This window comes from Gemmatimonadota bacterium (assembly GCA_040388535.1).
Taxonomy (GTDB): domain Bacteria; phylum Gemmatimonadota; class Gemmatimonadetes; order Gemmatimonadales; family GWC2-71-9; genus Palsa-1233.
Window position 1 is genome coordinate 127,487 of record JAZKBR010000008.1, and the last position, 12,350, is coordinate 139,836.

Annotated in this window: 12 protein-coding genes; 8 read left to right on the plus strand and 4 right to left on the minus strand. The window is 66.0% G+C overall.

Annotated elements, in window-relative coordinates; translation table 11 throughout:
• Positions 1-36: 36 nt before the first annotated feature.
• The 3 genes from V4558_15430 to V4558_15440 all read right to left on the minus strand — a co-directional run bounded on the left by V4558_15430 (position 37) and on the right by V4558_15440 (position 3,544).
• Entirely contained in the window at positions 37-1,113 is a 1,077-nt protein-coding gene (locus V4558_15430) for a hypothetical protein (protein ID MES2306894.1), read from the minus strand.
• A gap of 122 nt (positions 1,114-1,235) precedes the next feature.
• Entirely contained in the window at positions 1,236-2,864 is a 1,629-nt protein-coding gene (locus V4558_15435; GenBank protein ID MES2306895.1) for an ATP-binding protein, read from the minus strand.
• On the minus strand, positions 2,861-3,544 hold the full coding sequence (locus tag V4558_15440; GenBank protein ID MES2306896.1) for a response regulator: 684 nt from the start codon (positions 3,542-3,544) through the stop codon (positions 2,861-2,863). The genes V4558_15435 and V4558_15440 overlap by 4 nt, the downstream gene beginning before the upstream one ends.
• Positions 3,545-3,649: 105 nt before the next feature.
• On the opposite strand from V4558_15440, the gene V4558_15445 reads away from it, so the two are divergent.
• The 4 genes from V4558_15445 to V4558_15460 are packed head-to-tail and all read left to right on the plus strand — an operon-like array spanning position 3,650 to position 7,160.
• Positions 3,650-3,886, plus strand: a complete 237-nt coding sequence (locus tag V4558_15445; protein MES2306897.1) for a hypothetical protein — start codon at positions 3,650-3,652, stop codon at positions 3,884-3,886.
• Positions 3,879-4,898, plus strand: a complete 1,020-nt coding sequence (gene add / locus V4558_15450) for an adenosine deaminase (protein ID MES2306898.1) — start codon at positions 3,879-3,881, stop codon at positions 4,896-4,898. The genes V4558_15445 and add overlap by 8 nt, the downstream gene beginning before the upstream one ends.
• Positions 4,899-4,929: 31 nt before the next feature.
• A complete protein-coding gene (locus V4558_15455) occupies positions 4,930-6,333 on the plus strand; it encodes a nucleoside transporter C-terminal domain-containing protein (protein MES2306899.1) in 1,404 nt (467 codons plus the stop codon).
• 20 nt (positions 6,334-6,353) lie between these two features.
• Positions 6,354-7,160 (plus strand): purine-nucleoside phosphorylase, encoded by an 807-nt coding sequence (locus V4558_15460; protein MES2306900.1) that lies wholly within the window; start codon positions 6,354-6,356, stop codon positions 7,158-7,160.
• A gap of 120 nt (positions 7,161-7,280) precedes the next feature.
• On the opposite strand, the gene thiD is transcribed toward V4558_15460, so the two are convergent.
• Positions 7,281-8,090 (minus strand): bifunctional hydroxymethylpyrimidine kinase/phosphomethylpyrimidine kinase, encoded by an 810-nt coding sequence (gene thiD / locus V4558_15465; GenBank protein MES2306901.1) that lies wholly within the window; start codon positions 8,088-8,090, stop codon positions 7,281-7,283.
• Between the two features lie 15 nt (positions 8,091-8,105).
• On the opposite strand from thiD, the gene V4558_15470 reads away from it, so the two are divergent.
• The 4 genes from V4558_15470 to V4558_15485 are packed head-to-tail and all read left to right on the plus strand — an operon-like array spanning position 8,106 to position 12,341.
• The gene (locus V4558_15470; GenBank protein ID MES2306902.1) at positions 8,106-8,864 is read left to right on the plus strand and encodes an RNA methyltransferase; all 759 of its coding nucleotides are present in this window, start codon (positions 8,106-8,108) and stop codon (positions 8,862-8,864) included.
• The gene (locus V4558_15475) at positions 8,861-9,667 is read left to right on the plus strand and encodes a prepilin peptidase (GenBank protein MES2306903.1); all 807 of its coding nucleotides are present in this window, start codon (positions 8,861-8,863) and stop codon (positions 9,665-9,667) included. Before V4558_15470 ends, V4558_15475 begins: the two co-directional genes overlap by 4 nt.
• A gap of 5 nt (positions 9,668-9,672) precedes the next feature.
• Entirely contained in the window at positions 9,673-10,881 is a 1,209-nt protein-coding gene (locus V4558_15480; protein ID MES2306904.1) for a hypothetical protein, read from the plus strand.
• Between the two features lie 2 nt (positions 10,882-10,883).
• The gene (locus V4558_15485; protein ID MES2306905.1) at positions 10,884-12,341 is read left to right on the plus strand and encodes a chloride channel protein; all 1,458 of its coding nucleotides are present in this window, start codon (positions 10,884-10,886) and stop codon (positions 12,339-12,341) included.
• Positions 12,342-12,350 lie beyond the last annotated feature (9 nt).

The following is a 12,350-nucleotide window of genomic DNA, read 5'->3' on the forward strand; positions in this document are numbered from 1 at the left end:
GCAACTCCAGGAGTGGAGGAATGTTGTGCGCATCAGTTAGAACTTGAATTCAGTGTGCAGGTACACCAGCTGACGGCCCTTCTCGAAGCTGTTGCTGGGCGATCCGCCCTTCACCGAGTTGAGATCGGCATCGGCGAGGAACCGCAGGTTCGGCGACACCGCGTAGGAGACGCCCGCGATCACCCGGGTCTGCCGATTGACGGCAAGTCGTGCCGCCGCGGTGACGGCGGTCGAGTCGGTGTTCGGGTCGAACGAGTCCACCCGGCCGATGAAGGCGACCTTCGAATTCGGCACGTTGAACACCGCGTAGGCCGCCATCAACGAGCCCTTCGCGTTCGGCGTCGCGACGCTGGTGGAGTCCTGCATCATGCCGTATTCGGCGGCGAGGGTTACCGCCTTCGCCTTGTACGAAAGGATGCCGAGGAAGCGGTTGCGGGTCCCGCCACCGGTGGCGATGCCGACGTTAGCATAGCCGGTGAGCCGCAGCCCGCCGACCTTGCCGGGGAGGTTGCTGCGCGCGACACGCACCGAAAGCCGACCGCTGATGTCCTTGCGATTGTCGCCCGGCGCATTGCTGTACCCTTCGCCGTTGTAGATGCCGATCTGGGCGTTGATCTGTTCGAAATTCCACATCCCGTCGACCGAGGCGCCGAAGTCCGAGGAGGTGATATATCCCGCGCGCTCGAGTGGCATCACACCCTGCATACGGTAATCCCAGAGCGCCTCTTCCCAGTCGAGCAGCGGCGTCTGGATCGCGCCGAGCTTGAGGGTGAGCGGCGAGGTGCCGGGCTGCCAGGCCACATAGGCATACTTGAGGCGGAAGGTCTGCTGGTTGGTGGCGGCCTTGCGGCCGTCGACATCCACCGTGACGCGGGTGCTGATCCCGTCGGCGAACTTGCCGAGGACGTTCACGTACGACCGGGCGACATCGAAGTTGTTGCCGTGCGCCGGGGGGGCGAGCGAGGAATCGACCTTCAACTGATAGGAGTAGTTGAGGTAGCCGACACCGGTAACGGTGACGGTGGGAGCCTGCGCTGCCTGGGCGCTGGCGCTCTGCGCCCCCGCCACGATTGCGACCGCCAAACCGAGTACCAGCTTCATCCGAGTGCCCATGACATCTCCGAAAGGTCGTGTGGTCGAACTGCATTCGTGAGACGGTCAGGTCACAATTGCCCCGTGATCACCTCAACGCATGTAACAAGCGCCTGGGCGATCACGGGCAAACCACGGCTTGGTCACGGAGTTGTAACGGAGGCTTCCTGGGCGGGGAATCGGGTCCAGACAGTGGTGCCGGCGCCCAGCGCACTCTCTACGCCGACACTGCCACCGTGCGCCTCGACCAGGTGCTTCACGATGGAGAGCCCGAGGCCGGTCCCCCCCTCTTCACGTGAACGCGACGGCTCGGCTCGGTAGAATCGTTCAAAGATTCGCGAGAGATGGTCACTGGAGATGCCGCTGCCGGTGTCCACGACCGACAGCTCGACGGCATCGTCGAGTCGGCGAGTGCGGACCGTGATCGTTCCGCCCGAGGGTGTGTACCGGATGGAATTGTCCACCAGGTTGATCAGCACCTGCCCGAGCGCTTCAGGGTCCGCGAAGATCGTCTCGGCGTCAGGCGCGAGCGCGAGACGCAGTGTCACGCCGCGCGCCGTGGCGCGGTCGGCGGCGGTGGCGAAGACATCCCGTGTCAGCGAGGCGACCGGAGTGGCCTCGGCGCGCGGCACCCAGCGTCCCGATTCGATGCGTGACAGATCGAGCAGGTCGTCCACCAGCCGGTGCATCCGTTGGGCGTTGTTCCTGATCGTCTCGAGGAAGCGACGCTGGGTGGCCGGCTCTACTCCCCCTTCGGCGAGCGTTTCGGCATAACCCGAGATCGAGGTCAGCGGGGTCTTGAGTTCGTGCGAGACGTTGGCGACGAAATCGCGGCGTACCGCTTCGAGTCGCCGCACCCTGGTCAGGTCGTGCAGCACGAGCACGGCGCCACTGCCGGCGAGTGACCTGCCGTTGAGCGAGATGACCTGATCGCCGAGGTCGAGCTCACGGTCTTGCACCACGGCGCCGGCCAGCACTTCATCGACCGCCTCACGCGCTTCCTTGTCACGGAAGAGGGTGGTGAGATCAGGAAGCTGGTCGCTTTCGTCATAGCCGAGCAAGCGCCGCGCGGCGGGGTTTGCGGTCACGATCCGCCCGCGCGAGTTGGCAACGATGATCCCTTCCACCATCGCGTCCACGACCGCGTCTCCTTCGGCCTTTTCCTGCTGAAGCTCGTCGAAGCGATCGGCAAGTTGCTGGTTCATCTGCCGCAGGGCCTGGACCAGGGCGTCGACCTCGGGAATTCCCGACCGTGGAAAGCGTGGTAGTGCCCCCGCCGCTATCGCGCGTGCCGCCGCCGAGAGGGCCACGAGAGGCGAGGCAATCGAACGCCCGGCGAAGAATGCGAGCACCAGTGCCACCAGCAACGCGAAGAGTGCGGCACCGATCATCGAGCTGCGTGCGAGCGCCGAGAGTTCGCGAACGCCGTCGAGGCGGGCATCGAGTTCGACGCTGACCGGTGCCCCGGCGCTGCGGTAGTGGAGGACGTCGTCGGTGAGGATGGAGTCGCTCGCGGCGCGTACCGTGCCCGAGGGGTCGCGCAACACGATCCGATGGCCGCTCTGACCGCTCAAGCGAGTGACCGTCTCCTGCCAGGCGCTGGTATCACTCGGGAGCGTGGCGCGCACCAGCACCGCTTCACGTGCGAGGGTCGTCTGGAGATCGCGTTCGAGGCCCGAGCGGAGCGCGCGCTCGGAGCCCCAGACCATCACCAGCAGGGTGAGGGCAACGACAGTGAAAGTGCCGAGAACGAGCCGGCCGGCGAAATTCACTTCTTGAAGCGGTATCCGAAGCCGCGAACCGTTTCGATCATGTCGCCGATCTCCCCGAGCTTGGACCGCAATCGCTGGACGTGCATATCCACGGTGCGGGTCTGGATATCAGGCTGGGCGTCCCAGACCGTCTCCAGCAGCTGGGGCCGGGTCTGGACCCGGCCTCGCCGCTCCAGCAGTGTCACGAGGAGCTTGTACTCGGTAGCGGTCAGGTTCAACTCCTCGCCCTTGAGCGAGACCCGGTGGGCGGCCCGGTCGATGGTGAGTCCTTCGGCCACCAGGGTCGACCCGGCAGACACCGCCGGCGCCGCGAGCCGGCGAAGCAGCGCCTGGACGCGGAGGGCGAGCTCGGCCGGGGAGAACGGCTTGGTGAGATAGTCGTCGGCGCCGAGCGAGAGCCCCTTGATCCGGTCGGGTTCGTCACGTCGGGCGGTCAGGAGGATGACCCCGACGTCGCGGGTCTCGTCGCGCTTCCGCAGCTCGGCGAGGACGTCGTAGCCGGACAGGCCCGGGAGCATCAGGTCGAGGACGACCAGGTCGGGGCGCTCGTCCTTGGCGGCCTTGAGGGCATCGGGACCATTCGCGGCGGTCGAGACACGGTACCCCGCCCGCGCGAGGTGGTACGCCACCAGGGCGGTTATATCCGGCTCGTCGTCCACTACCAGGATGCGATGCGTCATTGCGGCTCCGTTACCATATGCGTCGAAACGAATATCGGGGTCGCGTGACGATGGCAAGGCGATTGATGTTGCTGGAATGGTACTTGTGACCGGATATTTACGACCGTGCCCAGAAACCTCCCCGTCTTCATCAACGGACGCCCCTTCCAGGCGCCCGCCGGATCGACCCTTGGCCAGCTCCTCGCCGAGCAGGATCCCGACCTCTTCGCCGCCCTCCTCGGGGGGAATGCCATCGCGACCGACGGCCGGGGGATCGCTGCCGATCCCGACCTCGCCCTGAGCGCCGGAGCGATCTTCCGGGTCGTCCGATCCGCCCGTGCCGGAGATGCCACCGATGCGTGACACCCTGCGGCGAATGCCGAAGGCCGAGCTCCACGTCCATCTCGACGGATCGCTCCGCCCCGAAACCATGCTCGAGCTGGCGCGGGCAGCGAAGGTCGCGCTGCCGGCCAACGATGCCGATGCCTTGCGTCGCTATATGCTGGTGGACGACGCCCGGAATCTCGAGGACTATCTCGCGCGCTTCGAGTACACCATTGCCGTGCTGCAGACCCCCGAGGCGATTGAACGCGTCGCCTACGAGATGGTCGCCGATGCCGCCGCCGACGGCCTGCGCTATCTCGAGGTGCGCTACTGCCCGCGGCTGAGCACCCGTGGCGGGCTCTCGATGGACGAGGCGATTGTCGCCGAGTGGCGCGGCCTGCAGCGCGGCGAGCAGGAGTTCGGCGTGGTGACGCGGATCATCAACTGCTCGCTGCGGCACTACTCACCCGATGTCTCGGTGGAGATTGCCGAGCACTCGGTCCGGATGCGCGATCACGGTGTGGTGGCGTTCGACCTCGCAGGAGGCGAGGCGGGACGGCCTCCGGAGGAGCATCGGGAAGCCTTCGATGTTGCCGCACGTGCCGGGCTCGGCATCACGGTACACGCCGGAGAGGCCGCCGGGTGGGAAAGCATCTTCGAGGCAATCCACAGCTGTCACGCGGTGCGTATCGGCCACGGCACCCGGCTCTTCGAGAGCCCCGAGCTGCTGGCCTATGTGCGCGACCGGCGGATCTGTCTCGAGATCAACATCACCAGCAATGTGCAGACGCATGCCGTCGCGACTGCCGCTCAGCATCCGGTGAGGCAATATTTCGACGCCGGAGTTCCGGTCACTCTCTGTACCGATTCGTGGCTGATGAGCGGCGTCTCACTCACCAGCGAATACCATCTGGCGCACCAGGCACTCGGCTTCACCCTCGACGAAATGCACGCGATGGCACTCACGGCCTTCGAGCACGCCTTCCTGCCGTGGCCCGATCGACTTGCGCTGCTGGCGCGGGTCCGGGCCGATCTCGCCTCCCGTCCCTGACCTGCGGCCGAGCCGCAGCGGAGTCCCACCAATGAAGCCCTCCCTTCGTCGGCAGTTCGCGTTCGGATTCTTCGGGATGCTGTTGGCCGTCGCGGCGACCTGGCTCCTTCCCGGCGCAGCCGCTCGCGGCTTCACCGATCTCGCGGCCCAGGCGGCGCCCGCTCCGGTCGCCCCGATCGAGGCACCGGCTACCGACGGGGTGCCGCTGCTGGTGCGGCTCACCGGGCTCCTCGGCATCCTGGTCATCATGCTGGTCGCCTACGCGATGTCGCACAACAAGAAGGCGATTCGCTGGAAGACGGTGGGCTGGGGACTCGGGCTGCAGGTGGTGTTTGCGATCTTCGTGCTCCGGGTGCCGTTTGGCCAGACGCTGTTCAAGAATCTCGGCGATGCCGTAACCGCCATCCTTCACTACTCCTATGCCGGTTCGGAATTCGTCTTCGGGAAGCTCGGCGCACCGTTTACTCCTGACTCGCCGCTCGGCGTGATCTTCGCCTTCCAGATCCTGCCTGCCATCATCTTCGTCTCCGCGCTCTTCGCCATTCTCTACTACCTCGGCGTGATGCAGGTGATCGTGCGGGCCTGCGCCGTGGTGATGACCAAGCTGCTCGGCGCCAGCGGCGCCGAGAGCCTCAACGTCGGCGCGTCCATTTTCATGGGGCAGACAGAGGCGCCGCTCACGATCCGACCGTTCCTGCCGCGGATGACGCAGTCCGAACTGATGACGGTGATGACCGCCGGCATGGCGCACGTGTCGGGCTCGATCATGGCCGCCTACATCGCCTTCGGGGTGCAGGCGCAGCACCTGCTCAGTGCCGTGATCATGACCGCGCCGGGTACCATCATGATGGCCAAGATGTTCGAGCCGGAAACGATGGTGCCGGAAACGTCGGGCAATGTGAAAATCGACATCCCCAAGACCGATGTGAATCTCGTCGATGCCGCCGCACGCGGCACCGGCGAAGGGCTCCACCTGATGCTCAACGTGATCGCGATGCTGATCTCGTTCATCGCGCTCATTGCCCTGGTCAACGGCGGCATGGGGTGGGCGCACTCCTACGCCAGCTGGTTCCCCGAAAATCTGCAGACGATCCTCTCGTGGGTCGGCCGGCCGGTGGCGTGGCTCCTTGGCGTCTCGTGGAAAGACAGCGGCGCGATCGGCGGGTTGCTTGGCACCCGTGCCGTCCTCAACGAGTTCATCGCTTTCTCGCAGCTGGGGCAGATGAAGGGTGTGCTCGATCCGCGCTCCTTCACCATTGCATCGTTCGCACTCGCGGGCTTCGCGAATTTCTCCTCGGTCGGTATCCAGATCGGCGGCATCGGCGCGCTCGCGCCGGATAGAAAGGGCGACCTCGCGCGCCTCGGCTTCCGCGCGATGCTGGCCGGTACCCTCGCGAACTTCCTCTCGGCCGCGATCGCTGGCATCCTGCTGTGACCAGCGACGAGAGTGCGGCGATGATCGCGCGAGCCGCTGACGCGGTACGCGCGCGGCTCGCCGGCCGGCAGCCAAAGGTGGCGATCGTGCTCGGGTCAGGCCTCGGTGGTCTCGCCGATCAGGTCGAGGATCCGATCCGGATTGGCTACGCCGACATCCCCGGCTTCCACGTACCGACGGTCCAGGGGCACAAGGGAGAACTCGTGGTCGGCAAGCTCGGCGGCACCGAAGTGGTGATGCAGAGCGGCCGCTTCCATATGTATGAAGGACATCCGGCGCAGATCTCGGTGCTGCCGGTGCGGGTCTTTGCCACGCTCGGTGTCGAGACGCTGGTGGTGACGAACGCGGCAGGGGGGATTCGTCGCACCTTCACACCAGGCACGCTGATGCTCCTGTCGGATCATATCAACCTCACTGGTCGCAATCCGCTCGAAGGGCCGGTCTTGCCCGGCGAGACGCGCTTCCCGGACATGAGCGTCGCCTACGATGCCAAGCTGCGCGATGCTGCGCGTCGAATTGCAGCCGAGCAGGGAACGCGGCTCGAGGAAGGAGTGTACTGCGCGCTGCTGGGGCCGACCTACGAAACACCTGCCGAAGTCCGGATGCTCGAGCGTCTCGGCGTCGATGCGGTCGGGATGAGCACCGCTCCCGAGACCATCATCGCACGTGCTCGCGGCATGCGGGTGCTCGGCTTCTCGCTGATCACGAACGCGGCTGCCGGCACCACGTCGGCGCTGCTGAGTCACGCGGAAGTGATGGAGGTCGCCGGCGAAGCCGGCGGGCGACTAGCGCGACTTGTGGCGGGGATTGTCGCAGAACTGCGGTGATAGCTGACAGATGACAGATGACGGATGACGGATGACGGATGACGGATGACGGATGACGGATGACGAAAGCCGGTTTTCGGATTCGCCATCCCGTATGTCCCATCGGTCATCTGTCATCTGTCATCTGTCATCCGTCATCTCAACCCCATGCCAGACAGGGCCTTGACCTCTGCCGAGCCCCGGCGCCTCGCGGATTGCGCGCTGCAGATATTCGAGTGAGGCGCCGACGGCCTGATCGAGCGGCCTGCCGAGGGCGAGTGCGGCGGTGATTGCCGCGGAGAGGGTGCAACCGGTGCCGTGCGTGGCGCGGGTGATCACGCGCGAGCGGGCGAAGCGTTCGACGTATTCCGGCGTGACGAGGATGTCGACCAGAATGTCGCTGTCGAGGTGGCCGCCCTTCACCAGCGCCGCTTTGGCGCCGAGTTCGAGGAGGGCCTTCCCAGCGAGCGCCATTCCTTCCGGGTCACGCACTTCGAGCCCGGTGAGCATCTCGGCTTCATCGAGGTTCGGTGTCACGAGGGTCGCAAGCGGCAGGAGGTGATCTCGCACGGCGCTGACCGCATCGGCATCAAGCAGGCGATCGCCGGACGTCGCGACCATCACCGGATCGAGCACATAGTGCGGCCACGCGCGAGATGCGATTGTCTCCGCGACGAGCTCAACCAGCTCCCGCGTCGCGAGCATACCGGTCTTGAAGGCATCGGGCGGCAGGTCGTCGCCCACGGCCTGGAGCTGAGCGGTGATGACGTCGGCCGGGACGGGGTGAACCGCGTGGACGCCGAGAGTATCTTGAGCGGTGATCGCCACGATGACCGAGGTGCCGTAGACCTCCCAGGCGGCGAAGGTCTTCAGGTCGGCCTGAATGCCGGCCCCACCACCTGAATCCGATCCGGCGATCGTCAGCGCGATGCGTCGCGTTGTGTCCTTCACCCGACCTCCCAGCCGATGGCACTACTCAGCACGATTCGTGATCTGCACCGCCGCAAGGCGCGCGAACGGCGCGGACTTGCCCTCGCCGAAGGGGTCCGGCTGGTGGAAGAAATGCTTGCCGCCGGGGTGCCATGCAAGGGCGCGGCGGTAGCGCCCGCGCTGCTGGAGACACCACGCGGTGCCGCGCTCCGCGCCGAGCTGGAGCAGCGCGGGATTGCGGTAGAGGAGGTGAGCGAGAGCGACTTCGCGTCCCTCGCCGCGACCGAGCATCCGCAGGGAGTTGTGGCGGTCTATGCCCCGCGCGACTGGTCGCTCGACGACCTGCTGCCGACCCCTGGGCACCCGCTGGTGATTCTCGATGCTGTCCAGGATCCGGGAAACGTCGGCACCATCGCGCGCACGGCGCTGGCGTTTGGGGCCTCGGGGATGATCGCCCTGCCCGGCACGGCCGATCTCGAGAACCCCAAGACGCTGCGCAGTGCGATGGGCGCACTGTTCCGACTCCCTCACCTGCACGCCGATGATGTGGCCGTGCTGCACTGGCTCACCAGCAATGGTGTGGCGCTCTGGGCCACGTCAATGGACGGCACGCCGATACTCTCTGGGGCACCGCCGCTCGCTGTTGCAATTCTCTTGGGGAACGAGGGGGCTGGGGTGCGCGATGATCTCCTGGCACGTGCCGATCGGCGCGTGGCCGTTCCGATCCAGCCGGTCGCCGAGTCGCTCAATGTGGCGGTCGCCGCTGGCATCATTCTGCATCAGGTGACCCGATGAGCATCTGGGAAGGGACGCTGGTCTACATTCGCGAAGGCGGTTGGTATTTCTGGATGGCGGCCGGCATCGTCGGCCTGCTCTTCGGATCGTTCCTCAATGTCTGCATCGTGCGCTGGCCAGCGATGGAGTCGGTGGTGGCACCACGCTCGCGTTGTCCGCAGTGCGGCAACCTGATCGCCTGGTACGACAACATCCCGGTGCTCTCGTGGCTGCTGCTCCGGGCGAAGTGCCGGTACTGCCAGCTGCCGATTCCCATTCGCTATCCACTGGTGGAACTCGCCGTCGGCGTGCTCTGGGGGCTCGCGGCTTGGCGCTACGGCCCGACCGTGGAATTTCTGCGGGCCGGGATTTTCGGCACCATCCTCGTCGGCATCACGATGACGGACGCGCGCGAGTACATCATCCCCGATGAGTTCTCTATCGGCGGCACCGTCATCGGCATCCTCTTCGCCTTCCTGGGCGGGGCACTGCCCTGGCGCGAGGCGATCATCGGCGCAGTCATCGGCTTTGCGCTCCTCTGGGTCATCGCCTGGCTCGGCACGAAATTGCTGGGGCAGGATGCGATGGGCGGCGGCGACATCAAGATGATGGCGATGATCGGCGCGTTTCTCGGCTGGCAGGGCGTGCTGCTCACACTCTTCCTTGGCGCCCTCCTCGGCACGGTGATCTTTCTGCCGATGAAGCTCGCCGGTCGTGAGAAGCTGGTGCCGTTCGGCATCTTCCTGTCGATCGGGTCGGCCGCCTGCTGGATCGCGGGGCAGCCGTTGCTGCAGTGGTATCAGACGACGTTTCTGGGAGTATGAACCGTATGTCGCGTGTCTCCTCGACGCTGGTGATGGTGGCACTCCTGGTCGCCTGTCGTGGCGAGCCACCTGCGGCCGCGCAGTCGCTCAATCAGCAGCAACTGACCGCGCTGGTCGATTCGCTGATGCCGGGCGTGGCCAAGGCTGCCGGGCTCCAGTTCAAGTCGACTCCTGCGGCCGTGGTGCGCTCGCGCGAGGAAGTGCGCAGCTATCTCCTTGCCAAGCTGCAGCAGGAGCTCCCTCCCGCACGCATCGAGGGGATCACTACCGCCTACCGTCTCCTCGGCCTGCTTCCCGACACGCTCGATGTGACGAAGCTCTTCATCGATCTCTATACCGAGCAGGTCGCCGGTTTCTATGATCCCGATTCCACCAAGCTCTTCGCGGTGGTAGGTGGTGATCGCGCGCAACTCCGACTTGTGCTCGCCCACGAACTCGTGCACGCGCTGCAGCATCAGTACACGCCGCTCGATTCCATCCTGAAAGACATTCACGATGCCGATCGCCTTGCTGCCGCGCAGGCGGTCTTCGAAGGGCAGGCCACGCTCGCATCGATGGTGGCGTTGCTGCCGGGGATGGACCTGATCGGCGACGACTCCTTCTGGGACACCTTCCGCGGCCAGTTGCAGACGCAACAGGCAGGGATGAAAGTCTTCAATACGGCCCCGCTGGTGATCCGCTCGGGGCTCACCTTTCCGTATCTGCAAGGGTCGGAGTTCCTGCGCTGGTTCCGTCGCAACCGCGCCGACCAGCAGCCCTTTGGCGACAAGCTGCCAGTGTCGACCGAACAGATTCTTCACCCCGACCGCTACGCCAAGGGCGACCTGCCCCTGACGGTGCGCTTCGCAGCGGACACGGCAGTACCGATCTACGAAGACACCTTCGGTGAATTCGAGATTGCCGTACTGCGCTCGTCACTCGCGGGCATCAGCGAAGTGCCAACCGACCTCGCCGTGGGCTGGGGCGGCGATCGTCTTCGCGTCTATCGCAACACGGGGGGCGCGGCGCTGGTCTGGGTCACCGTGTTCGATGAGCCGCGCAACGCCGAGCGCTTCCTGCAGCAGATCGGCAACAAGCTCGCGGTGCAGAAGCGTGCCGGCTACCGCACCACGGCCGAATCGCTGCAGGTCGGCGGCAAGAGTGCGGTGCGGGTGGTGGTGGCGCCGGAGGGGTGGGCGCGGTGGAAGGCGCTGCCGCAGGTGGAGGTGCGCTGAGCATGTGGCCAAAACTCCGGCAGCTGTTGCGTCAACTTCGGCTAACCTTGGCCGAGCCGCCGTCGCCACGGCTCGCCGACGAAAACCAGTGGTACACCGAACACACTGCGCTCCTCGTCAGCACCCTCAAGTGGGCCATGCTGGGCGCCGGCGCCGGCGTTTGCGTCGGACTCGGTACCAGGGCGTTCCTCTGGTCGATTTCTGCCTCCGGGGCGTTCCTTGCGGGTCAGGTTGCTGGGCGGGTCCCGCTCTATTTCGCCCTCCCGCTCGCCCTGCCGCTCTGCGTCTGGCTGATCCGGACCTTCTCGCCAGAGGCACGAGGCCACGGGACCGAAGCCGTCATCGCGGCGATCCATCAGCGCTCCGGACGGATCGACTGGCTCGTGGCTCCCGTCAAGCTCGTGGCGACCGTGATCACCCTGGCGTTCGGCGGATCGGTCGGCAAGGAAGGACCGGCGGCCCAGATCGGTGCGGCGATCACCAGCCTGTTCGCCGACCTGACCAGGCTGAATGATGCCGATCGGCGACGATTGGTCATCTGCGGGATCAGTGCCGGCTTCGCGGCCGTGTTCGGCACGCCGGTGTCCGGCGCGCTCTTTGGCATTGAAGTCCTCTACCTCGGCCGAATCGATTACACGGTGATTTTTCCGGCGCTGGTGGCCGGGATCGTGGGTCACCTGGTTTGCGGCGTCGCGCCGCCGTTCCCACTCCTCAACGGGGCGGTCGGCGATCACACCCAGATCCGGATGATCCTGACCTCCCTCGCCTCGGGTGCCATCTTCGGCCTCGTGGCGCTGCTCCTGATCGAAACCCTGCGTGCAGTGGAACACCGCCTGCAGCGTTTCGCCAGCCATCCCTACCGGGTCGCGTTTGGTGGGGGATGCGCGCTTGTCCTGCTGTATTTCGCCGCCGGTGATCGCTTCGCCGGACTCGGCACCGAGACGATCGCTGGTGTCCTCAACGGAACGATCCCGGTCGGCAGCACGGACTTCCTGGTCAAGATTCTCGCGACGGCCATCACACTCGAGGTCGGGGGGAGTGGCGGCATCCTCACGCCGGTGTTCTTCATCGGGGTGACCAGCGGGGCCGCGCTCGCCCCCGTCTTCGGCGTCTCGGCAGCGTTGCTGGGCGCCTTCGGATTCATTGCGGTGCTCGCGGCCGCGGCGAACACGCCGCTCGCGGCGGCCGTCATGGCGATCGAGATCTTTCCGGCACCACTCGGTGTCCTCGCGGCACTCGCGGCGGCGACGGCGTATCTGATGGTCGGGCATCGGAGCGTGTACGCATCGCAGAAGCTGGGCTTCTCGAAGTCTGCGGGACTCGACATGGCCCTCGGCGGCGATATCGGGGAGTTCAATCGCGCCGCGATCAAGGTGCGCCCCGGCTCATTCACGGCCCGGCTGCATAATCTCGGACGGCCTCGCCCGCGGGACGACGCCGATTCCGGAGCCGATTCGTAGTGCCATCGC